Here is a 23,696-nt window from a genome sequence, read left to right as displayed (position 1 = left end):
CATTCGTCAATCGTAATTTTTTTCAGGTATGTATTTCATCGGCTATGATATAGGATCTTCTTCGATAAAAGCGGCTTTACTGGATGCAGACAGTGGCAGGTGCGTAGCATCGGCCACCAGTCCATCCAAAGAGATGCCGATCCTGGTGCAACATCCCAGCTGGGCGGAACAGGACCCCGAAAGCTGGTGGCAGGAAGTGATTCACGCCACGCAGCTGTTGCGGCAACAGTTCTCCTTCGATGCGGCCCTTGTAAAAGGTATTGGTATCGCTTACCAGATGCATGGTCTGGTGTGTGTGGATAAAGAGCAGCAGGTATTACGCCCTGCTATTATATGGTGCGATAGTCGTGCTGTGGAGATAGGGAATGACGCTTTTACTGCTTTGGGAGATAAATACTGTTTGTCACATCTGCTGAATTCTCCCGGTAACTTTACTGCTTCAAAACTACGCTGGGTACAGGAAAACGAGCCACAGGTGTATGAGCGTATCCATAAAATAATGCTGCCCGGCGATTTCATTGCCATGAAATTAACCGGTGATGCCTGTACTACGGTGTCCGGTCTTTCTGAAGGCACCTTCTGGGATTTTTCAACAAACAGTGTCAGCAAAAAGTTACTGGATCATTACAATATTGATCAAAACCTGTTGTCTGCGATTGTACCCACTTTCGGCGTACAAGGGGAACTGACAGAAAAGGCGGCGTCCATACTGGGACTGGTGGCAGGTACACCGGTTACCTATCGTGCCGGCGACCAGCCCAACAATGCTTTTTCACTGAACGTGCTGCAACCCGGCGAAGCCGCTACTACAGGGGGCACCTCCGGTGTGGTATATGCCGTACATGATAAAAATGCATTTGATCACCACAGCCGGGTCAACGCGTTTGTGCATGTCAATAATGAAGAAGAGCATGTGCGCAATGGCGTGCTCATGTGCCTGAACGGTACCGGTATCGCCAACAGCTGGCTCAAAAAAATGATAGGGGAGATCTCCTATCCCGATATGAACCAGGAAGCTGCTACCGCACCGGTAGGGGCAGCGGGACTACAGGTATTTCCGTTTGGAAACGGCGCCGAAAGGATCCTCGAAAATAAAAGTATAGGCGCCACCGTTACCAACCTTAATTTCAACACGCATAGCAGGGCGCATATGCTGCGTGCAGTACAGGAAGGCATTGTATTCGGCCTCAATTACGGCATGGACATCATGGCCGAAATGGAGCTGGACATCCACCGCGTGAGGGCCGGGCATACCAATATGTTCCTGAGCCCTGTCTTCCGCGAAGCATTTGCCAATACAGCGAATGTAGTCATTGAACTATACAATACAGACGGCGCCCAGGGTGCTGCACGCGGTGCAGCAGTAGGGGCAGGATATGTTAATCTGAAAGAAGCGTTTCATGGTATGGAGTGTCTTTCAGTCATAGAACCGGATGCAGCACTGCAAACGCAGTTTCGCGATGCATATGGTAACTGGCTGAACGGACTACGCTCCCTGTTACACTAACGGCTATTGATATACGGTATTTTAAATTTTACATTTTATGAGCATTACACTTGGAAATCACGAGTATTTTAAAGGGATAGGGAAGATCGCTTACGAAGGCCCCCAGTCTGATAATCCGCTGGCCTATAAGTGGTATGACGAAAACAGAACGATTGCCGGTAAGTCCATGAAGGAACTGTTCCGTTTTGCAGTATCCTACTGGCATACCTTCTGCGGCACCGGCGGCGATCCGTTTGGTCCCGGTACCAAAGCATTCCCCTGGCTGGCTGCCGCTGATGCCAATCAGAGTGCAAAAGACAAAATGGATGCAGCCTTTGAGTTCATCACCAAAATGGGACTTCCTTATTACTGCTTTCACGACATAGACCTGGTGGATGAAGGCGCTAACATCGCCGAATACGAAAGTCGTATGCAGCAGATTGTTGCATACGCCAAACAAAAGCAGCAGGCCAGTGGCGTAAAGCTGTTGTGGGGCACTGCCAACGTATTCAGCAATCCACGCTACATGAATGGTGCTGCTACCAATCCTGATTTTTCCGTGCTGGCCTATGCAGGTACACAGGTGAAAAATTCACTGGATGCTACCATCGCACTGGGTGGTGAAAACTATGTTTTCTGGGGTGGCCGGGAAGGTTATATGACCCTCCTGAATACAAACATGAAACGGGAACAGGAACACCTGGCACAGTTCCTCACAGTAGCCCGCGATTACGCGCGTAAACAGGGTTTCAAAGGAACTTTCTTTATTGAACCCAAACCCTGCGAGCCTACCAAACATCAATACGATTACGACAGTGCCACCGTAATAGGTTTCCTGCGTCACTTCGGACTGGATAAAGACTTTAAACTCAACATCGAAGTAAACCATGCTACCCTTGCTGGTCATACTTTCCAGCATGAATTACAGGTAGCTGTAGATGCAGGCATGTTGGGCAGCATTGACGCCAACCGCGGCGACTATCAGAATGGTTGGGATACCGATCAGTTCCCCACCAACCTGAACGATCTTATTGAAAGCATGCTCGTAATCCTTGATGGCGGCGGATTTGGCGGCGGCGGTGTTAACTTCGATGCGAAAACACGTCGTAACTCTACCGATCTCGAAGATATCTTCCACGCACACATCGGTGGTATAGATACTTTTGCCAGGGCAGCTATCATTGCCGAAAAAGTGCTGACACAAACTTCCTATAAAAAATTCCGGCAGGATCGTTATGCTTCTTTTGATGCCGGTAAAGGAAAAGAATTTGAAGAAGGTAAACTGTCACTGGAAGACCTTCGCAGCTTTGCCATTGCAAACGGCGAACCTAAGCAACTGAGCGGCAGACAGGAATGGCTGGAGAATCTTATCAACGGCTGTATCTAAAAAAAGGGATGACGAATCATACCACTGATCACTTAGTGGTATGATTCGTATTTTTTTATATTTTATGCTCAATTCAAAGAATAACCCTCATGCTTATACGTACTTTCCAGGAAGCAGGATTTGATATTATTGCGCTCACTAACCAGGAAACTGGTACACAGATAGAGATCATTCCTGCACACGGCGCGTTGTTGCATGCTTTTAAAGTGAAGCGCAACGGTGAAACAATGAACCTTATTGATAATTACAGTAGTATCCGGGATTTACAGGATAATCTCCGCGAAAGCTTTAAGGGGGTAAAACTGAGTCCTTTTGCCTGCCGTATTAAAGATGCCCAATACCAGTGGGAAGGGGTGTCTTATACTATTCAAAAAACAATACCGCCCGATAATGCGCTTCATGGCATGTTGTATGATGCCGCATTTACAGTTACACAACAGCATGCCAATGAACACAGTGCTTCCGTAACCTTATCCCATAGTTTTAAAGAAGCAGATACCGGCTATCCTTTTAGTTATGACTGTAACGCTACCTACACACTGCATGCAGATAACGAGCTGGAGATAACTACCGCGATTGTCAACCACAGCAAAACTTCCATTCCGGTAATGGATGGCTGGCATCCTTATTTCAATACCGGTACACCGGTAGATGAACTGATACTCACTTTTGCTTCCAAAGAAATGGTGGAATTTGATGAGGAGCTGATCCCTACCGGGAAAGTGCTGCCATATACTGAATTTACCCAGGGTAAGAAGCTGGCTGGTGTGGAACTCGACAACTCTTTTTTGCTGGATTTCACGCAGGCGCAACCGTTAGCCAACCTCCACGATCCGGTGAAAAATATCAACATCACCTTCTTTCCGGGTACCAGCTACCCGATCTTGCAAATATATATTCCACCGCATCGTAACAGCATCGCAATAGAGAACCTCAGCGGAGCGCCCAACGCCTTTAACAACGGGCTTGGACTGGTTACGCTGGCTGCCGGGGAAAGCAAGGTTTTTGATACAAGGATCAGGGTTACCGCCTGATTTTTTCTGCTGATGGCATAGTCTTTGGCTCCACTCCTGTAGAAAGTAACCCGATTATATCACCATATAAATTGAAAAGTTATGGATACGTTACAAATCAAAGGAAAGTGGAATGAAATCAAAGGCAGTCTCAAGCAGAAATATGCAGACCTCACAGATGATGACCTGTTATTTGAAGAAGGCCAGGAAGATAAGTTGATAGGTAAGCTTCAGCAAAAGCTGGGTAAAACCCGTGATGAAGTGATCAGCCTTCTTAAATCAGCATAAACATTAAATTAACCTGAAATGTCAATTACATGATCCTTCTGTCTATAGGCAGGAGGATTTTTGTTTTTTTAACACCGCATCATTTTCTTTAATTTGTAGCCGGATAGGATATGAACAATGTACATACTGAGATGTTTGTTCAGGAGAGGAAGGATAGTAGGGATTTAAAACTATATTCAATTCTATGAAGGTTTTCATACGCATATTTGCACTGGGCTGCATTTTCGCCTTGTTATCCACACAGCTGGCGAGTGCACAGGTTACGGTTACCGGGCAGATATCAGACAGTAATAAGCTGGTACTACCGTTTGCTACTGTAACGAATATAAACACAGGTAAGCGTTCTCTGTCTGATCAGGGCGGCTATTATAAAATTTCAGCTTCCCGTAACGACCGCATCGTATTCACTTTCGTGGGCTATCTCCCGGATACACTGAGGGTCAGCCAGACTACCGGTACCGAAACGGTGAATGTGAAAATGGTGGTGGCAGGTCAATTCCTGAAAGGAGTAGAGATTTCTTCTCAATACACCCCGTACCAGATTGATTCTATGGAGCGTCGCCAGCAGTATGGCTATATACTGGATAATCCCAATAAGCCACTGGCCGGTGGTAATACACCGGAGGGCGCCGGTATTGTGTTTAGCCCTATTACCCGTTTTTCAAAGAAAGAAAAACAGAAGCGGCAGTTTAAGAAGAATTATGAAGTGATGGAGAAAGAAAAATATATCGACTCCCGCTTCACGCCGCTGCTGGTAAACCAGGTGACTGGTCTCAAAGGAGATTCCCTGCAGTTATTTATGCGTGATAATTATCCCGATTACAATGTGATCCGCAGCTTACCAAATAATGACCTGCTATATTGGATCACCGATAAGTACAAATCGTGGAAAGCCAAATAGAATAAATATTTAGGGATTTTTTTATTTAGTTATTAAAAAATGCAGCGGAGATTTCCGCTGCATTTCAAATATATAAATTCATAAATAACTAAATCTCTAAATCAATTATATACCTTGACTAAATACACAAAGTCTTCCAGTTTTTTAATCTGATCTACCCTGTTCAGCCCTTCGAGATGGCTTTTATGGCTCCATTCTTTTCTCGGTCCTTTATCTTTCGCTACTTCGTCGAGCAGCCGTTTCAGGTGAGCCGATTTCACTGCAAATGCGATGCCGTCTGAGGTGGTTTGTTTGCCGGTAACGATCCCTACTACATCTCCTTTGCTATCCAGCAGCGGTGCGCCGCTGTTGCCCGGATTTACAGGAATGGATACCTGGTAGGCGGTAGTGTCGCCGTTGAAACCTGTTTTGGCGCTGATATAACCTTTGCCATACACCATTTCATCGCGGGGATAACCCATGGTAAATACTTCTTCGCCCACTTTCACACTTTGCGGTTTTAATGCATAGGGAAGGGGTTGGTTTTTAAAGGAAGAATCAGCGATTTTCAATACAGCCAGGTCACTGGAAATATCTTCAAAAATGCTGATCGCTTTAAATGCTTCTCCTTTATTATTCTGTACATATACGGAGTCGGCGCCTGCTACTACATGATAGTTGGTCACGATATAGCCATTGCCGGATACTGCAAAGCCGGTTCCACCGTAGGTGCCGGGGTTTACAGGTGCTTTATTCTTACTGTTGATATCGTTCATGAGTGCAGTCTGGGAGCGTTGAATATTATTCAGCACCCTTCTTACATCTTCATATTGTGCAGTGGATTTATTTTTGGCGGCTTTCTGTATTACAGCGATGGTAGACAATGATGTTACCAGTGCGATGCAGGCAGCTGCTGCCAGGTTGGTAATGGTTTTACGGCGTATGGATATCCTTTTAGCCGTATAAGTGGCTTCCTGTGCCTGTTTGCGCAGGTTGGGCATGTCCAGTTGCTGATGGATCTTATCCATTTTTGCCTGTAATGACTGTCGTTGACCATAGCTGCCCAGCTGTTGCAGGAAAAGCTGGTGTTCTATTACCTGTTTGTTGATCAGCGGATGAGTTCTACGCAGTTCTTCGAATACAGCTTTTTCCTGTCCGCTCATTTCCCCCTCCAGGTAACGCTCAATTTCACGTAATAACATCATATCTTCTTTCATGGCCGCTTTACTGCTTATAGTGATATATTATACTGATCAAAAAATAACTTTTTCAAACGCATCAGGCATTTGTACTTCTGGTTTTTGGCATTTTCGGCGTTGGTGTAGCCAAATTTGTCTGCTATTTCCTGCATGGATTTTTTATGCAGATAATAATCTTCCAGGATTGTTTTGCAGGGTTCTCCGATGTTGCCCATGGAATTTTCCATGATCCTGAACTGTTCATCTTTGGCTGCGTGGTCATCCAGTGCTTCAGTAGCGGGGATGATCTCTTCCATTTCGGGGGGCAAAGCAAAAAGTCCGTAAGTACTTTGTACTTTTTTCAGCCACAGATGCCGGCAAACGGAATATAAAAATGTTTTTAGTTTGCTGGTTAAAGAAAAATCGCCGCTGATCACCTTCTCATATAACACGATAATTGCTTCCTGAAAAACATCCTTTGCATCATCTTCCGAGCCATTGTGCTGCAAAATCATCCGAAGTACTACCGGAAAATTTTCCGAATAAATGATTTCCAATGACTTGTCATCGCTTTTTGCCAGTCCTAGCAATAACTCCCTATCTCTTGTTATGTCTTGATTTTGCTTCACTCTTAATACAGTTATTAGGCATTTGGTAACCCAAAGTACCGAAAAATTTTTTTTTTAAAGTTTGGGTTACCTTTTGGGTGATCCCGGTATAAAGATTAAATCATTCAAAAAACACCTTAAAATTATTGTACGATGAAGAACGCAATCAAACTTGGTTTCTTAGCACTTTCTTTCGGTCTGTTCGCTGTTGCTTGCGGTGGCGCTAGCACTGAAGCTACTGGTGATTCAACTGCTACTGCAGCTGCTAATGCTATCGATTCTACCGTTCAGGTAGCTGATTCAGCTACACAGGCTATTGGCGATTCAGCTAAAGCTACTGTTGATTCATTAGCTAGCAAAGTTGATTCTGCAGCTGCACATAAATAATTAGTAAACTATTCAGGTTTAATAAATAACCGTCCCGACTTTGTCAGGACGGTTTTTTTATCTTATCTGTATTGCCGGGCCTGATATTTTTACGTTTTTTCGAAAAATGTCAAAAATCGATAGTTTTTTTTGAAAAAAGTATATTTTTTATCATTAGAGCTTGGATAATTAAAATCGTGCCGTATTTTTGCCCTGCATTCAAAGCAACTGAGAAAATATCATGACTACACAAACGACTTTTGGATTTTTTGGCTTTTATTATTTCTGGTACCAGAAATAGGAAGGTCGTTTGTAAGTACAAAATAAAAAGAAACTGCAAAAGAGGCCTTCCGGTAAACCGGGGGGCCTTTTTTAGTTATTAAATATTATTATCATGTTAAATCGCAGCTTTAGTACTTATTATTTTTACTTCTTCTTTTTTGCGGAGAAGCCGGGGACTCGTTTGCAATAAAATAACTTTATATACAAAGGTAAAATGCAAAGGGTCCCGTAGACGGGGCCCTTTCTGTTTCAAATAGCTAGTTGCTGTAGCAACTATAAATAAAAAAATCAATCACATACACATGAAAATTGCCATACAAGGGTTTGAAGGTTCTTTCCACCAGGTAGCAGCGCAGGGATATTTCGGTAAACAAACGGAAATCGAAGCCTGTGCCACGTTCTCTGACCTGGTGCGTAGAGTAAAAAAACAACCCGATGTGGATGCCGGCATGATGGCCATAGAAAACTCCATCGCTGGCAGCATTTTACCAAACTATAGCCTGATCAAAAACTCAGGACTGCATGTAACCGGCGAACAATATCTGCAGATCAACCAGCACCTGATGGTATTACCCGGTCAGACAATGGAAGATATCCGTGAGGTACATTCACATCCTATGGCACTTTTGCAGTGTATCGATTTCCTGGAAAAATACCCGCATATCAAGCTGGTAGAAACAGAAGATACTGCCCTCAGCGCGAAACATGTACGGCAGAAAAAGCTGAAAAGCGTTGCGGCTATTGCCGGCAAACTGGCAGCAGAGATCTTCGAACTGGATATCATCGCACCAAACATTCAGACGAATAAGAATAACTATACCAGGTTCCTGGCCATTTCCCGTACACCGGTGATGGCTGCACCGGATGCCAACAAAGCCTCCGTCTATTTTCAAACCAGTCACGCGCATGGTGCGCTGGCCAAAGTGCTCACAAAAATTGCAGATTCAAGCATCAACTTATCAAAACTGCAATCCTTTCCCATACCGGCAAAAGAATGGAACTATTACTTCTACGCCGATATGGAATTTGATAACAAGGCGCACTTCGAAAAGGCCCTCGCGAAAATAGAAGCACTCACAGAACACCTGACAGTGCTGGGAATTTATAAAAAAGGGAAAACACATTAATCAGTTTCAGAACGCAGAATATGCAGATACAGGTTGCTAAAAGATTACAGGGTACAGAAGAATACTATTTCTCCAGGAAACTACGAGAAATAGATGAGATGAACCAAACCGGCGCAAAGGTGATCAACCTCGGCATCGGTAGTCCGGACCTGCCGCCACACCCTTCGGTGGTAGCCGCATTGAACGAGTATGCTGCCTTGCCAAACACCCACGCATACCAGGGCTACAAAGGTATCCCCGCACTGCGCAAGGCTATGGCAGACTGGTATCAGCATTATTACCAGGTTACCCTCAACCCGGATACGGAAGTATTGCCGCTGATCGGCTCCAAGGAAGGCATCATGCACATCTGCATGACCTACCTCCAGGCTGGCGACGAGGCACTGATCCCTAATCCCGGTTACCCTACCTATCGTGCTGCTGTAAACCTGAGCGGCGCTACCGTAGTGGATTACGACCTGGTAGCAGCAAATGGCTGGCTGCCCGATCTCGATGCCCTGTCGAAAAAAGACCTGAGCCGTGTGAAGCTGATGTGGGTAAACTATCCACACATGCCAACCGGTGCTAAAGTGAACAAGGAATTTGCTGCAAAGCTCGTGGCTTTCGCAAAACAACATAACATCCTCATCTGCCATGATAATCCGTACAGCTTCATTCTCAATGAGCAACCGGAAAGTCTGCTGCAGTTTGAAGGTGCCAAAGAGGTGGTACTGGAGCTGAACTCATTGAGCAAATCATCCAACATGGCCGGATGGCGTGTAGGCATGCTCGTGGGTAATGCTACCTGGATTGCCGAAGTGCTGCGCTTTAAAAGCAATATGGACTCCGGTATGTTCCAGCCCCTGCAAATGGCTGCTGTAAAGGCTTTACAGCTGGGCAGGGAATGGTATGATGAGCTGAATAAAATATATCGTGGCCGCCGCGAAAAAGTGTACCAGTTGCTGGACCTGATCGGCTGTAGCTACGATAAAAACCAGGTGGGCATGTTTGTATGGGCCAGCATACCGGCGACTTACGCCGACGGCTATACGCTGAGTGACGAAGTGCTGCAAAAAGCCCGTGTATTCATTACCCCCGGCGGTATCTTCGGAAGTAACGGAAACGGCTATATCAGGGTGAGTTTGTGTCAGGATGAAAAGGTATTCCAGGAAGCGATTGACCGTATAAAAACAAGCGTAAAATGATTGTAACTATTATAGGAACAGGTTTAATTGGTGGCTCGCTGGCTATCACCCTTAAAGAAAAGGGAGTGGCAGAGTGGATCATCGGGGTAGACCAGCAGGCATCTCACCTTCAGCGCGCCAAAGAGCTGAACATCATCGATGAAGGCGCGTCGCTGGAGGAAGCCATGCAACGCTCCGACCTGGTTGTATTGGCCATTCCGGTTGACGGCGTACTCCAGGTACTGCCCGGCATCCTGGATAAAGTACGCCCCGGCCAGGTGATTATGGACGTAGGATCTACCAAACAAATAATACTCGAACTCGTTGCCGGTCATCCCAACCGTGGCCGCTTCGTTGCTGCCCATCCGATGGCCGGCACCGAGTACTCCGGCCCCGACGCTGCTGTACGCAACCTTTTTGTAAATAAGACCATCGTATTATGCGATGTGAAGAACAGCGATGATGACGCGCTGGAAATGGTGGAGAATATGGTAGACCAATTGCAGATGCGTACCGTATACATGAATGCAGAAGAACACGACGTGCATACCGCCTACGTTTCCCACATCTCCCATATCACCTCTTTCGCACTGGCATTAACAGTATTGAAAAAGGAAAAGGAATCAGGACGCATCTTTGAACTGGCCAGCGGTGGTTTCGAATCTACCGTGCGCCTCGCCAAAAGTTCGCCGGATATGTGGGTGCCTATCTTCAAACATAACCGCACCAACGTGCTGGATGTACTCGAAGAACATATCAACCAGTTACAACAGATGAAAACACTGCTGGAACAGGAAGACTACGATACCTTTTATAAATTGATTCAGAAATCCAATAAAATCAGGAAGATCCTGAAATAACATAAATTCTAACAATCTCCTTAACTTCAATACTATGGTACAGACAATGGAACAGATATTATCCAAAACCAAATTCTCAGATCCTTCTTCTGACAAAAAGCCGTTGATTATTTCCGGTCCTTGCAGCGCAGAAACAGAGGAGCAGGTATTAGCCACCGCACTGGCCCTGCAAAAAACAGGTAAAGTGGACGTTTTACGCGCCGGCATCTGGAAACCCCGTACCCGCCCCGGTTCTTTCGAAGGCATCGGTACCAAAGGTCTGGCATGGCTGCAGAAAGCCCGCGAAATTACCGGCCTGCCGCTGGCAGTGGAAGTAGCGACCGCTAAACAGGTAGAAGATGCACTGCACTTTGGTGTGGATATTCTGTGGGTGGGTGCCCGTACTACTGTAAACCCTTTCTCCGTACAGGAAGTAGCCGACGCCCTGAAAGGTGTGGATACAACCGTACTGATCAAAAACCCTATCAATCCTGATCTGGAACTGTGGATAGGCGCTGTGGAAAGAATCCAGAAAGCCGGTATCACCAAAGTAGGTTTGATTCACCGCGGATTCTCCAGCTATGGCAACACTCAATACCGTAATGCGCCTATGTGGCATCTCGCTATTGAACTGAAACGCCGTATGCCTGAACTGCCTATGATCTGCGACCCAAGTCACATCTCCGGCCGCCGCGATATCTTACAGGAAGTTTCACAGGAAGCAATCGACCTGGATTATGATGGTCTGATGCTGGAAACACACATTGATCCTGATAACGCATGGAGCGATGCCAAACAACAGGTTACACCTGAAAAACTGGCTGAACTGCTGGACGGTATCGTATGGAGAAGAGAGCATTCCGATAAAAAAGATTTCAACTCTGCACTGGAAAAACTGCGCGCGCAGATCAACCAGGTAGATGATGAAATTATGCTGTTGCTCGGCAACCGTATGAAAATTGCTGAAAAAATCGGTTCCTATAAAAAGGAAAATAACATCACCATCCTGCAAACAAACCGCTGGAACGAGATCCTGGACCGCGCCACCGCTAAAGGTGAAAAGCTGGGCCTGACCAAAGAATTCATCGTGAAATATTTCGATGCAGTACACCTGGAATCCATCAACCGCCAGAACAAGGTGATGAACGAAGATAAATAAGTAACACAACCATGTTAAAAATAACGCACCAATTTCAGCAGCAGGCAACTACCTTTTTTTTAGGGGAACGCCTGCTGCAACTGGGCAATCATGTAGACAGGAACCGGGCGGTACTGGTGATTGATGAACATGTGGAACGGCATCACGGTCATCAGCTGCACGACTGGAAGAAAATAATAGTACCCGCAGGCGAGGAAGTGAAGAATATGGCTACCGTTGAATTGATCATCGATGGCCTCATTGCACATGAAGCGGATCGCAAAACCACACTGGTAGGCATTGGTGGCGGTATGATCACAGATGTAGCCGGATTCGCTGCCAGCATTTACATGCGTGGTATTCCTTTCGGTTTTGTACCCACCACTTTGCTGGCACAGGTGGATGCTTCCATCGGTGGTAAAAACGGCGTGAGTCATGGTAAGCATAAAAACCTGCTGGGCATTATCCGTCAACCGGAATTCATCCTCTTTGATTATGAACTTCCACTAACTATGCCCGATGAGGAATGGCACAACGGTTTTGCAGAGATCATCAAATATGCCTGCATCATGGATGCCGCCTTGTTTGACTACCTGGAAACCAACCGTGAAAAAGCCCTCGCACGCGATGTGGCCGTGCTGAAATACCTGGTGGAAAAATCTGTGGAAGCAAAAATAAAGGTGGTCCTGGAAGATGAGTTTGAAAACGGACCACGCCGCTGGCTTAACTTTGGTCATACCCTTGGGCATGCCGTAGAAAAGCTGGAACATATTGCACACGGCAAAGCCGTAGCAATAGGCATGGTGGCGGCAGCCCGCTTCTCCGAGAAACTGATGGACCTGCCGGCAGATCAAACACTGCGCCTGATAAAACTGATCAACGATTACCAGTTACCGGTTGCTTTTTCTTCCGATAAAGAAGCCGTATTCGACATATTCAAACTGGACAAGAAACGTGAGAAAGACGTAATACATTTTGTATTGCTGGAGAAGATAGGAAAGGCCACTACGATGCCTGTGCCCATAGCAGAACTGAAAGGTTTGCTACAGGAGTTGTAATTTTTTTCTAAACAAATTAAAGGCGGACGACATATACATATGCAAGTTACTGTATCACCAGCCATCATTAAAGGCACCGTTACGGCAAATCCTTCCAAGAGTGCTATGCAACGCGCTGTAGCAGCGGCTTTGCTGGCCAAAGGTAAAAGTATTATCCGTAACCCCGGCCTGAGCAATGATTGCCTGGCAGCACTGGAAGTAGCGGAAAATCTGGGCGCTAAAATCAAAAGAGAAGAAGATCATTTTGAAATCACCAGCAACGGTGTACAACCGTTTTATGATGAAATCAATTGCGGCGAATCCGGTTTGGGTATCCGTATGTTTACGCCGATTGCAGCATTAGCTGCCCTGCCTATTACAATTGTAGGCCATGGTAGCTTAACCACCCGCCCGATGGGATTCTTCGAAGAAGTACTCCCACAGCTGGATGTAAAATGCAGCACACAGGCAGGTAAACTGCCCCTGCACATAGAGGGCCCTTTACAACCTAAAAATATTACGATCGACGGCTCCCTGAGCTCCCAGTTCCTGACTGGTTTGCTCATGGCCTATGGCGCTGCCGCCGAAGATGTGACCATCACCGTGAAAGATCTTAAAAGCAAACCATACATTGCGTTAACCCTGCAATTGATGGCGCATTTCGGTGTAAATGTGGAGGAGAAGGACTTTGAGCAGTTTCACTTTGGAAAAAAACAGGCGTATAAAGCCCGCGAATATACAGTGGAAGGTGACTGGAGTGGCGCTGCATTTTTGCTGGTGGCCGCCGCAGTAGCCGGTAAGGCAGAAGTACATCATCTCAGTACAGAATCTGCCCAGTCCGACAAAGCCATTATGGAAGCCCTGGAAAAAGCCGGCGCATATATTCTGCCTGGTTTATTTACGGTAAATATTGAAAAAGCCGGACTCCAGGCTTTTGAAATAGATGCAACGGATTGCCCGGATCTGTTTCCGCCACTGGTAGCACTGGCTGCTAACTGTAACGGCACTACGAAAATAAAAGGAGTGAGCCGCCTGGCACATAAAGAAAGCGATCGTGGATTAACGTTGCAGGCAGAATTTGGCAAGATGGGTATAAAGATAGCATTGCAGGGAGATGAAATGCTGGTATACGGTGGCACCGGTATTAAAGGGGCTGTAGTACATTCGCATAATGATCACCGCATCGCCATGGCCTGTGCCGTAGCGGCACTTACAGCCGATGGTCCTGTGGTAATAGAAAGCGCGGAAGCGATCAATAAATCGTATCCCGAATTCTATGATCATCTGCAGCAATTGGGCGGCCTGGTAGCCGTGCATGCATAACTCCCGGCGCTATGCCGGTAGCCAGCGATTCTTTTTTTCATTTTAAATCATCAGCGTGTGAACAGTTTTGGCAGAATATTCAGGGTAAATGTTTTTGGGGAATCACATGGCGCCAGCGTGGGCGTTAATATAGATGGCATCCCCGCAGGTATTCCCTTAAAACAGGAAGATTTTTTATCCGACCTGGAACGCCGCAAAGGTGGTTCAAGAGGTACTACGCCCCGTAAGGAAGAAGACCTGCCTTTTATCAAATCAGGTGTATTCAACGACCGCACTACCGGCGCACCTTTGACCATTCTTTTCGAAAATAATAATACCCGCAGCGCAGATTATGAAAAGCTGCGCGAATTTCCACGCCCCGGCCATGCCGACTTTGTTGCCACTGAAAAATTCGGCGGCTTTGAAGACTATCGTGGCGGCGGGCATTTCAGCGGCAGGCTTACCCTAAACCTGGTGGCTGCCGGTGTAATCGCAAAAAAGATCCTGGGTGATAGCGTAAAAGTACAGGCTACTATAACAGAAGTGGGCGGTTATGCAAATGCAGAAGAAGGACTGGAAGCAGCTATTGCTGCCAAAGACTCTGTAGGTGGTATCGTGGAATGTGTGGTAGATGGCCTCCCCATCGGTTTGGGAGAGCCTTTCTTTGATTCCCTGGAATCAGCACTGGCACATGCCGTATTTGCTATTCCTGCCGTTAAAGGCGTTGAATTCGGCGCCGGCTTTGCCGCTGCCAAAATGAAAGGACTGGAACATAATGATCCCATTATAGACCAAACCGGTAAAACAGCCACCAACCATGCCGGTGGTATAGTAGGCGGCATTACCAACGGTAACCCGCTGGTTTTCCGTATTGCGGTAAAGCCTACCTCCAGCACACCAAAGGAGCAACATACACTCAATATCACAAGTGGTGAGGTAGAAACGTTTAGTGTAAAAGGTCGTCATGACCTGTGCATAGCACTGCGCGTACCTGTAGTACTGGAAGCTGTAACAGCCATGGTACTGGCGGATTTCATGCTACTGGAACAAATAAGACCGAGGATCTGGAAATAGCTGTTTTGAATTTGGGGATTTATTTATTTTCTTATTTAGATATTTTGTTCAGCGGTATATCTGCTTTGAAACAAAATATCTAAATAAGAAAATAAATAAATCCCCAAATTTTATTTAACGATCTCGAGTAACTCCACATCAAATATCAATGTGCTTCCGGGGCCGATTTTCGGACCTGCCTGGCGATCACCATACGCAAGATCAGCAGGAACATACAGGCGCCATTTGGAACCTACAGGCATTAACTGCAAGGCTTCTGTCCAGCCTTTGATCACACCACTTACCGGAAAAGAGATAGGCTCGCCTCTGTCAACCGAGCTATCGAACACAGTACCATCTATTAAAGTACCATGATAATGTGTTTTTACTTTATCATTGATAGTCGGTTTGGGGCCATCACCTTCTTTCAGGATCTGGTATTGCAGTCCGCTGGGAAGTGTTACCACACTTGGCTTTGATTTGTTTTCAGCCAGGAATTTCTCACCTGCTTCGCGGTTCTTGGCGAATTTCTCACCTTTTAACTGTTGCAGAAAATTACTTATACTCATATCACATTGTTCTTTAGAAAGCGTTAATGTTTTATTGGCCAACGCATCCTGGATACCTTTAGCCAGTAGCGTTGTATTCACGTTATCGAATCCCTGTGCTTTGAGATTGTCGGCTATATTGACGCCAATGCCATAACTCACGGAATCAAGACGTGTTTTGAGTGGATGTGCCTTTACTGCTGTTTTTACAGCGGGGGCTTTAGGTTTAGGTTTGGGAGCAGGTTTATTCTGACTAAAGCCGGGTAAGGCCAGTAGTCCGAGTACACCTGAAAATAAGAACTTCTTGTACATAGATGTGTGTGATTGTCAATAATTGAGTCGGATAAGATAGCGTTATTCCTGCAAGTTAATGAATTAACTATTTCATAATTGGTAGCTGCACATTTGACGGATGCGCTGCATCATGATAGATACGGATCGTTGCTTTCTTAAAGTCTTTATCAGTTGCTTTATAGATATCCATGAATTGCTGCGGATTGCGGTCTGTCAGCGGAAACCAGCTGCTCTGTACCTGGATCATAATGCGGTGGCCTTTCTGAAAGGTATGCGCTACATCCGGCATGGTGAATTTTACGGGAGTGGGCTCACCGGGAACAAAGGCTTCCGGTTTTTCAAAGCTGTTACGGAACTTGCCGCGCATGATTTCTCCACGTACCAGCATCTGGTAGCCACCCATCGGGTAGGTAGAAGAAGGCAGCCGGCGATGTTCGGTCGGTTCATCTTCTTCATATTTAAAATCATCCGGGAAAACATCTATCAGTTTTACGATGAAGTCTGCATCAGTGCCGGTTGTACTGGCGATGATGTTGGCCACCAGCGGACCTGCAAGGGTAATGTTATTGTCCAGTACGGCCGATTCAAATACCACCACATCGGGTCTGCGGGAAGCAAACCGCTGGTCATCTGTCATATAACTGATGGTCCGGTTGAAGTGAACATCTTCTGTATAAGGAACCGGTTTGGAAGGATCGCTGACATATTCGCTGAAACTATTACTGGCAGATGGTTTGGAGAAAGACAATTTACCATCTGGTTGCAGGTAGGCAGCTTGTTCCTGCATCGCAGCCGGTGGCCATTTAGGGAATTGCTTCCACTTGTTTTCACCGGTGAAGAAGATGGTGGCTTCGATATCCGGCGCCTGACCTTTACCTTTCAGGTAATAGTTAAAGAAAGGAATTTCGATATTATTGGCGTAATAAGTAGATGTGTTGCTGTCAAAGCGCACATTGCCCAGGCTGGTGCCATCGTTGGAAGCCCACTGTCCGTGGTACCAGGGACCCATTACAATGCGGTTGTTGGCTTTGGGATTCTGTGTTTCAATTGCTTTGTAGGTATTCCAGGCGCCGAAGCAGTCTTCTGCATCAAATACACCCCCTACTTCCAGCATAGCCGGTTTTACATTATACAGGAAGTTACGCACATTACGCGCTTTCCAATAGCTGTCATAATTAGGGTGGTCATACATTTCCTGCCAGAAGGCAACGCTGTCGCCAATGATCTTTGAAAAGTTTGGCAGCGCACCTGTTTCCAGGTAAAACTTGTAGTTATCGTGGGTATAATAATCGTATCCTTTAGGGCCTTCCATGGTAGGTTTTGGATGCGGATGATCAAAGACGGTATAGAAAGAGAAGGCATCCGCAATAAAGAACGCACCGTTGTGGTGGAAATCATCTCCCATAAACCAATCCGTCACCGGTGCCTGCGGACTTACCGCCTTCAACGCCGGATGTCCGCTCAAAGCGCCCATGGTAGAGTAAAAGCCGGGATATGAGATGCCGAATATGCCTACATGGCCGTTGTTGCCCGCCAGGTTTTTCACCAGCCAGTCGATAGTATCATAAGTGTCGCTTGCTTCGTCAATATCTTTTTTACCTTTTTTATTGGGATTAAAAGGCCGCACATTTACAAATTTGCCTTCACTCATCCAGGTACCTCTCACATCCTGGATCACCATGATATAGCCTTCGTGCAGGTATTGGTTGTAGTGGTTGCGGTATAGCGGCCGGAAATTGTTTTCACCATAAGGTGAGCAGGAGTAAGGTGTGCGCGTCATCAGTATAGGATGCTTCTCCGACTGATCTTTAGGCAGATATACCGAGGTGAACAATTTTACACCATCCCGCATAGGGATATACACTTCTTTTTTTGTGTAGTGTTCATACATCCACAGGGAATCCTGGTTTACCGCTTTGGTAATAACCGGGAATATAAACAGCGCGGCGCAGGCCAGCAGCAGCCATTTTCTCATAAAAACGATTTAGTTAGATTGGAACTAAAGTAGTGAAAAAACGGGGAATGGGGCAGGGGAATTGGGCGAGTGGTTAGGGCGCTAATTTCTCCCTTTCTTTTTTAGGTAAACTGGCTACCACCAGGTCATAGGAGTTTTTAATCCACTCAAGCAGCAGCTTGTTGGGGATGTTGGAATGCACGTCTACGGTGTTCCAGTGTTTTTTGTTCATGTGATAGCCCGGTGTTACGCCTTCATAACGTTCCCGTAATTCAACGGCTTCTTCCGGATCACATTTCAGGTTAATGGTTTCAAATGTTTCAAGACCGCTCAGGGCAAACATCTTTCCGGATACTTTATATACAAGGGTTTCTTCTCCAAAAGGAAATTCTTCCGTAACACCGCGGAGGGAAAGACAATATTCCCGGAATTGTTCTATGTTCATGAGCCATCTTGTTAGATAACAAATATAAGAATTGACAGGATGATATAAAAACACCGGCCGCAAGCATTTACTGCTGGTGGCCGGCTATGTGGATAATTGATTCGTCGTATATACCTGTACGTTAGCAAGCCAACGTACAGGATTTTTTTGTTTATAGATAAAAAAAGGGAAAGCTTATTTTTTATTGATCGAAATAATTACGCGGGAATAACGGGCATAGGTAATCTCTACTTCCTGGCCTGCACGGTATCCTTCCAGTACACCGTTCATCCAGTAAAAGAGGCGCTTCCTTTTATGCTCTCCCCGGATCATAATATTGGTTTGCGTATCGTTATTTTCCAGGTATACAGCCTCCATAGGCGCTTGTATGATGCCTTTCTGCAACTTTACGAGATCTTTTTTCAATGCCCAGTAACGGATATCCGTTACCTTGATCAATGCAAAGATCAGTGCAATCACAAAGCAGATAAGCCAGATCCAGAACCAGATATTCCGGTAGGAAAACAGGGACCCGTCTGCATCTCCCAGGTTGTTGTGTGTGTATAGATACAGTTGTGGGACCACGGCAGCAATTAATAACAACCCAAAGCCTATCAGTACAAACTTGGTTAATTGTTGTTTGTTCTTTTTTAACGCTTGCTGTAATAGGAAATTCTCCTCAGTTGTGATAAAGGTGTATTCGGACATAGTTCAGTAGGTTTTTCAATAAGCTAATATAAAGACAAACAATCAATTAATTAAAATTATATATATAAAAATTTAATTGATAAATGTTATTTTGATTGTTTTGGGAGATAAAATAAAAATATATGATAAAATATTATCGATAGATTTAATGAAGATATAATTATCGCAAGTCCTTACAAATGAAAATAGTTTTCTAATTTGCAGTCCATTGTAACCCATCCTGCTGTTATATCCCCGTCATTCATCTGTAATTATAAAACGACAATATTGAAACGGATTTTTTTATTTGTTGCAGTGCTGTTACTGACAAGCACAGCAAACTATGCACAGGATACGGCACAACTGGTGGTAGAAGGACGGAAAAACAGTGCCACACAACAATCCAAGCCTTATGTGATCATGATTTCTATAGATGGATTCAGGTATGACTACGCGGAAAAATACCAGGCGGAAAACCTGTTGAAACTATCGGACGAAGGCGTACGTGCTGCAGCTATGCAACCTTCCTTTCCTACGCTTACTTTTCCAAATCACTACTCCATGGTTACCGGCATGTACCCTGCTCATCATGGCCTGGTAGATAATCTTTTTTATGACCGCCAACGGAAGGCAGTATATAAAGTAGGCGACCGGAATGCAGTGGAAGATGGTACCTGGTACACCGGCATGCCGCTATGGGTGCTGGCAGAGAAACAACAGATGCTCAGCGCCAGCTACTTCTGGGTAGGCTCTGAAAGCGCCATTCAAAATATCCGACCCTCTTATTATTTTAAATACCACGAGAAAACTGCGATCGATCAACGCATACAACAGGTAGTGAACTGGCTCAGCATGCCGGAAGATCAACGCCCCCACCTGATTACCTTCTACTTCCCGGAAGTGGATCATATGGGACACAGATACGGCCCTGATTCCGATAGCGTACGTAACGCCGTACAGTTTGTAGATGCCGCTATCGGCAGCATGACGGAAGCCGTTAATAAACTGAACCTGCCCGTCAACTTCATCGTAGTATCGGATCATGGTATGACACAGGCCGACACAGTTAAAACACTGTCACTCCCCGATGTGCCTGTACTGAAGCCTTTAAAAGTAATGGCCGGCAATGAGAAAATAATGCTTTACGGCAACAACGAAACGGACATAAAAGCAGCCTACGACTACTTCAAAAAACACGAAAATCACTATACTGCTTACCTGAAAAAAGGAACACCGGAAAGATGGCATTATGGAGAGGAAGATGTGTATAACCGCATCGGAGATATTATCCTTTTAGCAGCACCGGGTTATGCTTTTCGTACATCAGGCAAAAAAATGCATCCCGGACATCATGGATACGATAATAACTTCACTGACATGAATGCTATATTCATGGCCTGGGGACCCGATTTTAAAAAACATATGCGTATCCCCGTTTTTGAAAACGTACATGTGTTCCCGTTAGTAGCAAGAATATTGGGACTGGATATCACACTACCGATTGATGGCAAGCTGGAAGTATTGGAGCCCATACTGAATGACCAGGATTAGCAGGAATAAAAAAGGATTAATAGGATGGGTGTTTTGTTGACCAGGATTAAATAGATTTAAAAGATTAATAGGATGGGTGTTTTGTTATTGATAAACAACAAAACACCCATCCTATTAATCCTTTTTTATTCCTGCTAATCCTGGTATGCGCTTACCGGTTCGCAGGTGCAGATGAGATTTCTATCACCGTGGGTGTTATTCACACGGCTCACAGAAGGCCAGAATTTATTTGCTTTTACATATGCCAGCGGATAAGCTGCTTCCTGGCGACCGTAAGGAAGGTTCCATTCATCAGCAGTGATCACGGATTGGGTATGTGGTGCATTTTTCAGTACGTTGTTTTGTTTGTCAACACGACCTTCTTCAGCGGCACGGATCTCTTCACGGATAGCGAGCAATGCATCGCAGAAACGATCCAGCTCACCTTTATCTTCACTTTCTGTAGGTTCAATCATGATGGTACCTGGTACCGGGAAGCTCATTGTAGGAGCGTGGAAACCATAGTCCATCAGGCGTTTGGCTACATCTTCCGCTTCCACACCGGCACTGGCTTTGAATGGACGCAGATCCACAATGAATTCATGCGCACAGGTGCCATTTACACCGCTGTAAAGAATGTCGTACGATTTTTCCAGTCTTGCCTTCATGTAGTTGGCATTGAGGATCGCAAATTCGGAGGCTTGTTTTACGCCTTTGAAACCAAGCATGCGGATGTATGCGTAAGAAATCAGCAGGATGCTGGCAGAACCGAATGGCGCTGCAGATACGGCGTTTGATGGCTTACCGTCATTCAGTTCCACATGACCGGGAAGGAATGGTGCGAGGTGTTTGGCTACGCAGATAGGACCTACACCTGGACCGCCACCACCATGCGGAATAGCGAAAGTCTTGTGCAGGTTCAGGTGACATACATCTGCGCCGATAAGACCGGGCGCTGTTAAGCCTACCTGTGCATTCATATTGGCGCCATCCATGTATACCTGTCCGCCATGTTCGTGGATCGTTTCACAGATCTCTTTCACACTTTCTTCATATACACCATAGGTAGATGGATAAGTGATCATGATACCGGCGAGATTTTCCGCATGTGCGGCTGCTTTGGCTTTCAGGTCCGCTACATCTATGTAGCCGTTTTCCAGTGCTTTCACTACTACTACCTTACAACCGGCCATGATGGCGGATGCTGGGTTGGTGCCGTGTGCACTGATAGGGATCAGCATGATGTTGCGGTGTCCTTCTCCGCGGCTTTCATGGAACTTGCGGATCACCAGCAGGCCGGCATATTCGCCCTGGGCGCCACTGTTGGGTTGCAGACTGCAGGCATCAAAACCGGTGATCGTGCTGAGATATTCACCCAGTTCCTGAGCAATCTGTAAATAGCCGCCAACCTGGTTTTTTGGGGCAAAAGGATGCATCTTGCTCCAGTGTGCCCAGCTTAAAGGAATCATTTCAGTAGCTGCATTCAGTTTCATGGTGCAGGAACCGAGAGAGATCATGGAAGTATTGAGGGAAAGATCTTTATTTTCCAGCGATTTCAGGTAACGCATCATCAGCGACTCACTGTGGTGGGTGTTAAACACCGGGTGCAGCAGGTATGGGGAGGAACGTTGCAGTGTTGCAGGAATACCGGTGGTGCCCTTGGTAATACCGGCTGCATCTGTTTTACCCGCATCAAAGATCCGGAGGATGTCGTTCACGTCACCGATAGTAGCGGTTTCGTCAAGAGATATACCTACCTGACCATTTGCAAAATAGCGGAAGTTGATGCCGGCCGCTTCTGCGGTAGCTTTTATGTCGCCTGCATTTTCTATGACGATGGTGTCAAAGAAGTTGCCAGCAGATAATTTTAATCCTTTCGCCAGCAGTTTTTCTGCCAGTGCTTTCGTCAGCAGGGAAACACGGGTCGCAATATTTTTCAGTCCTTCCGGTCCGTGGTACACGGCATACATAGCGGCCATGTTAGCCAGCAATGCCTGTGCAGTACAGATGTTGGAAGTAGCTTTTTCACGTTTGATATGTTGCTCACGTGTTTGCAGCGCCATACGTAGTGCACGTCCGCCCTGGGCGTCGATGCTTACGCCAATGATACGGCCGGGTATAGCGCGTTTGAAATCGTCTTTCACTGCAAAGAAGGCTGCGTGCGGACCGCCATAACCCAATGGTACACCGAAACGTTGTGCGGAACCAAATGCGGCGTCAGCGCCCAGTTCACCGGGCGTTGTCAGCAGTGTCAGCGCCAGCAGATCGGTGGCGATACCAACGTAAGCACCTGCTGCATGTACCTGGCCAATGAATGCCTGGTAATCTTCTACGGCGCCTATATTGTTGGGATACTGGATCAGCGCACCAAAGTAGCTGGTATCAAATTGAGCTGTTTTGTAATCGCCTACTACTACTTCAATGTGAAGCGGTGTAGCACGGGTATAAATAACATCTAACGTTTGCGGATATACGTTATTATCTACAAAGAATTTAGCCCTGCTTACATGATCATGATCTTTGTTCAACGCATTGAAAAACATGGTCATGGCTTCTGCTGCTGCCGTAGCTTCATCCAACAGGGAAGCGTTGGCAATAGGTAAACCTGTCAGATCGCTTACCATGGTCTGGTAATTCAACAGGCTTTCCAGCCGGCCTTGCGAAATCTCTGCCTGGTATGGCGTATACTGCGTATACCACCCCGGATTTTCAAAAACGTTACGCAGGATCACGCTGGGAGTAATCGTATCGAAATACCCCTGGCCGATGTAGTTGCGTAATACTTTGTTTTTCAGGGAAATAGCTTTCAGCTGTCGGAGATAATCACTCTCGCTGATGGCTGCAGGAATTGCCAGCGGCTGCTGCATACGGATGGCACCCGGTACAGTTTTGTTAATCAGCTCATCCAGACTGGAAGTTCCAATGGTTTCCAGCATCTGTTTTTTCTCAGCTTCATTCGGCCCTATGTGACGGTGCACGAATTCAATTTGTTGAATATCAAAAAGATTCATGATGTATGCAGGTAATTTGAAATAGAATGCGCAAAGCTATGCAGATTTTAAGCAACCGCCAAACGACCAGCCCTGCCGGTGGAAAACAGTGATAATTGGTG

21 protein-coding genes are annotated in these 23,696 nt (G+C 45.9%); 14 read left to right on the top strand and 7 right to left on the bottom strand.

The window, feature by feature from the left end; genetic code table 11:
- Positions 1-28 precede the first annotated feature (28 nt).
- From ABQ275_RS18230 to ABQ275_RS18210, 5 genes are all read left to right on the top strand, one after another.
- Positions 29-1,507 carry an FGGY family carbohydrate kinase gene (locus ABQ275_RS18230; RefSeq protein ID WP_349314588.1) on the top strand — a complete coding sequence of 493 codons (1,479 nt, stop codon included), beginning with the start codon at positions 29-31 and terminating at the stop codon, positions 1,505-1,507.
- A 37-nt stretch (positions 1,508-1,544) separates the two neighbouring features.
- Positions 1,545-2,873 (top strand): xylose isomerase, encoded by a 1,329-nt coding sequence (gene xylA, locus ABQ275_RS18225; protein WP_349314587.1) that lies wholly within the window; start codon positions 1,545-1,547, stop codon positions 2,871-2,873.
- Between the two features lie 89 nt (positions 2,874-2,962).
- The gene (locus ABQ275_RS18220; RefSeq protein ID WP_349314586.1) at positions 2,963-3,907 is read left to right on the top strand and encodes an aldose 1-epimerase; all 945 of its coding nucleotides are present in this window, start codon (positions 2,963-2,965) and stop codon (positions 3,905-3,907) included.
- Between the two features lie 81 nt (positions 3,908-3,988).
- On the top strand, positions 3,989-4,174 hold the full coding sequence (locus tag ABQ275_RS18215; RefSeq protein WP_349314585.1) for a CsbD family protein: 186 nt from the start codon (positions 3,989-3,991) through the stop codon (positions 4,172-4,174).
- 184 nt (positions 4,175-4,358) lie between these two features.
- Entirely contained in the window at positions 4,359-5,075 is a 717-nt protein-coding gene (locus ABQ275_RS18210; RefSeq protein WP_349314584.1) for a carboxypeptidase-like regulatory domain-containing protein, read from the top strand.
- A gap of 101 nt (positions 5,076-5,176) precedes the next feature.
- Here the strand turns inward: ABQ275_RS18210 and ABQ275_RS18205 are convergent, their stop codons facing one another.
- Both ABQ275_RS18205 and ABQ275_RS18200 read right to left on the bottom strand, forming a co-directional pair.
- Complete coding sequence (locus tag ABQ275_RS18205; RefSeq protein ID WP_349314583.1) at positions 5,177-6,271, bottom strand: S1C family serine protease; 1,095 nt, start codon at positions 6,269-6,271, stop codon at positions 5,177-5,179.
- 14 nt (positions 6,272-6,285) lie between these two features.
- On the bottom strand, positions 6,286-6,861 hold the full coding sequence (locus ABQ275_RS18200) for a sigma-70 family RNA polymerase sigma factor (RefSeq protein WP_349314582.1): 576 nt from the start codon (positions 6,859-6,861) through the stop codon (positions 6,286-6,288).
- Positions 6,862-6,993: 132 nt separating this feature from the next.
- Between ABQ275_RS18200 and ABQ275_RS18195 the strand changes: the two genes are divergently transcribed.
- The 8 genes from ABQ275_RS18195 (at position 6,994) to ABQ275_RS18160 (ending at position 15,168) form a co-directional block, all read left to right on the top strand.
- A complete protein-coding gene (locus tag ABQ275_RS18195) occupies positions 6,994-7,227 on the top strand; it encodes a hypothetical protein (protein ID WP_349314581.1) in 234 nt (77 codons plus the stop codon).
- Positions 7,228-7,790: 563 nt separating this feature from the next.
- Positions 7,791-8,615, top strand: coding sequence for a prephenate dehydratase (locus ABQ275_RS18190; protein WP_349314580.1), 825 nt, complete (start codon positions 7,791-7,793; stop codon positions 8,613-8,615).
- Positions 8,616-8,635: 20 nt separating this feature from the next.
- Entirely contained in the window at positions 8,636-9,799 is a 1,164-nt protein-coding gene (locus tag ABQ275_RS18185) for an aminotransferase class I/II-fold pyridoxal phosphate-dependent enzyme (protein ID WP_349314579.1), read from the top strand.
- Positions 9,796-10,638, top strand: a complete 843-nt coding sequence (locus tag ABQ275_RS18180; protein ID WP_349314578.1) for a prephenate dehydrogenase — start codon at positions 9,796-9,798, stop codon at positions 10,636-10,638. Before ABQ275_RS18185 ends, ABQ275_RS18180 begins: the two co-directional genes overlap by 4 nt.
- Positions 10,639-10,672: 34 nt before the next feature.
- Complete coding sequence (locus tag ABQ275_RS18175) at positions 10,673-11,776, top strand: chorismate mutase (protein WP_349314577.1); 1,104 nt, start codon at positions 10,673-10,675, stop codon at positions 11,774-11,776.
- An 11-nt stretch (positions 11,777-11,787) separates the two neighbouring features.
- Positions 11,788-12,813: a 3-dehydroquinate synthase gene (gene aroB, locus ABQ275_RS18170; RefSeq protein ID WP_349314576.1), complete on the top strand. Its 1,026-nt coding sequence runs from the start codon at positions 11,788-11,790 to the stop codon at positions 12,811-12,813.
- Between the two features lie 39 nt (positions 12,814-12,852).
- Positions 12,853-14,115 carry a 3-phosphoshikimate 1-carboxyvinyltransferase gene (gene aroA / locus ABQ275_RS18165; RefSeq protein ID WP_349314575.1) on the top strand — a complete coding sequence of 421 codons (1,263 nt, stop codon included), beginning with the start codon at positions 12,853-12,855 and terminating at the stop codon, positions 14,113-14,115.
- 57 nt (positions 14,116-14,172) lie between these two features.
- On the top strand, positions 14,173-15,168 hold the full coding sequence (locus tag ABQ275_RS18160) for a chorismate synthase (RefSeq protein ID WP_349314574.1): 996 nt from the start codon (positions 14,173-14,175) through the stop codon (positions 15,166-15,168).
- Between the two features lie 110 nt (positions 15,169-15,278).
- On the opposite strand, the gene ABQ275_RS18155 is transcribed toward ABQ275_RS18160, so the two are convergent.
- The 4 genes from ABQ275_RS18155 to ABQ275_RS18140 all read right to left on the bottom strand — a co-directional run bounded on the left by ABQ275_RS18155 (position 15,279) and on the right by ABQ275_RS18140 (position 19,075).
- Positions 15,279-16,007, bottom strand: a complete 729-nt coding sequence (locus ABQ275_RS18155; protein ID WP_349314573.1) for an FKBP-type peptidyl-prolyl cis-trans isomerase — start codon at positions 16,005-16,007, stop codon at positions 15,279-15,281.
- Positions 16,008-16,074: 67 nt separating this feature from the next.
- The gene (locus ABQ275_RS18150; protein WP_349314572.1) at positions 16,075-17,964 is read right to left on the bottom strand and encodes a CocE/NonD family hydrolase; all 1,890 of its coding nucleotides are present in this window, start codon (positions 17,962-17,964) and stop codon (positions 16,075-16,077) included.
- Between the two features lie 73 nt (positions 17,965-18,037).
- Positions 18,038-18,388 (bottom strand): MmcQ/YjbR family DNA-binding protein, encoded by a 351-nt coding sequence (locus ABQ275_RS18145; RefSeq protein ID WP_349314571.1) that lies wholly within the window; start codon positions 18,386-18,388, stop codon positions 18,038-18,040.
- 174 nt (positions 18,389-18,562) lie between these two features.
- A complete protein-coding gene (locus ABQ275_RS18140) occupies positions 18,563-19,075 on the bottom strand; it encodes a hypothetical protein (protein WP_349314570.1) in 513 nt (170 codons plus the stop codon).
- A gap of 267 nt (positions 19,076-19,342) precedes the next feature.
- On the opposite strand from ABQ275_RS18140, the gene ABQ275_RS18135 reads away from it, so the two are divergent.
- Positions 19,343-20,605, top strand: coding sequence for an ectonucleotide pyrophosphatase/phosphodiesterase (locus ABQ275_RS18135; protein WP_349314569.1), 1,263 nt, complete (start codon positions 19,343-19,345; stop codon positions 20,603-20,605).
- Positions 20,606-20,739: 134 nt separating this feature from the next.
- On the opposite strand, the gene gcvP is transcribed toward ABQ275_RS18135, so the two are convergent.
- Positions 20,740-23,562: an aminomethyl-transferring glycine dehydrogenase gene (gcvP, locus tag ABQ275_RS18130; RefSeq protein ID WP_349314568.1), complete on the bottom strand. Its 2,823-nt coding sequence runs from the start codon at positions 23,560-23,562 to the stop codon at positions 20,740-20,742.
- Between the last annotated feature and the right edge of the window lie 134 nt (positions 23,563-23,696).

The sequence above is a fragment of the Chitinophaga sp. MM2321 genome (genome assembly GCF_964033635.1).
Taxonomy (GTDB): domain Bacteria; phylum Bacteroidota; class Bacteroidia; order Chitinophagales; family Chitinophagaceae; genus Chitinophaga.
The sequence above is the reverse complement of the archived record's forward strand: the minus strand, read 5'-3'. Positions and strand labels throughout refer to the sequence as shown.

What these genes read in the sequence shown, in the direction of transcription:
- ABQ275_RS18145 (WP_349314571.1), bottom strand. Translation starts at nt 18,388, where the DNA reads ATGAACATAGAACAATTCCGGGAATATTGTCTTTCCCTCCGCGGTGTT.
- ABQ275_RS18220 (WP_349314586.1), top strand. Translation starts at nt 2,963, where the DNA reads ATGCTTATACGTACTTTCCAGGAAGCAGGATTTGATATTATTGCGCTC.
- aroA (WP_349314575.1), top strand. Translation starts at nt 12,853, where the DNA reads ATGCAAGTTACTGTATCACCAGCCATCATTAAAGGCACCGTTACGGCA.
- ABQ275_RS18215 (WP_349314585.1), top strand. Translation starts at nt 3,989, where the DNA reads ATGGATACGTTACAAATCAAAGGAAAGTGGAATGAAATCAAAGGCAGT.
- ABQ275_RS18230 (WP_349314588.1), top strand. Translation starts at nt 29, where the DNA reads ATGTATTTCATCGGCTATGATATAGGATCTTCTTCGATAAAAGCGGCT.
- ABQ275_RS18205 (WP_349314583.1), bottom strand. Translation starts at nt 6,271, where the DNA reads ATGAAAGAAGATATGATGTTATTACGTGAAATTGAGCGTTACCTGGAG.
- ABQ275_RS18150 (WP_349314572.1), bottom strand. Translation starts at nt 17,964, where the DNA reads ATGAGAAAATGGCTGCTGCTGGCCTGCGCCGCGCTGTTTATATTCCCG.
- ABQ275_RS18185 (WP_349314579.1), top strand. Translation starts at nt 8,636, where the DNA reads ATGCAGATACAGGTTGCTAAAAGATTACAGGGTACAGAAGAATACTAT.
- xylA (WP_349314587.1), top strand. Translation starts at nt 1,545, where the DNA reads ATGAGCATTACACTTGGAAATCACGAGTATTTTAAAGGGATAGGGAAG.
- ABQ275_RS18175 (WP_349314577.1), top strand. Translation starts at nt 10,673, where the DNA reads ATGGTACAGACAATGGAACAGATATTATCCAAAACCAAATTCTCAGAT.
- ABQ275_RS18155 (WP_349314573.1), bottom strand. Translation starts at nt 16,007, where the DNA reads ATGTACAAGAAGTTCTTATTTTCAGGTGTACTCGGACTACTGGCCTTA.
- ABQ275_RS18180 (WP_349314578.1), top strand. Translation starts at nt 9,796, where the DNA reads ATGATTGTAACTATTATAGGAACAGGTTTAATTGGTGGCTCGCTGGCT.
- aroB (WP_349314576.1), top strand. Translation starts at nt 11,788, where the DNA reads ATGTTAAAAATAACGCACCAATTTCAGCAGCAGGCAACTACCTTTTTT.
- ABQ275_RS18210 (WP_349314584.1), top strand. Translation starts at nt 4,359, where the DNA reads ATGAAGGTTTTCATACGCATATTTGCACTGGGCTGCATTTTCGCCTTG.
- ABQ275_RS18190 (WP_349314580.1), top strand. Translation starts at nt 7,791, where the DNA reads ATGAAAATTGCCATACAAGGGTTTGAAGGTTCTTTCCACCAGGTAGCA.
- ABQ275_RS18195 (WP_349314581.1), top strand. Translation starts at nt 6,994, where the DNA reads ATGAAGAACGCAATCAAACTTGGTTTCTTAGCACTTTCTTTCGGTCTG.
- ABQ275_RS18140 (WP_349314570.1), bottom strand. Translation starts at nt 19,075, where the DNA reads ATGTCCGAATACACCTTTATCACAACTGAGGAGAATTTCCTATTACAG.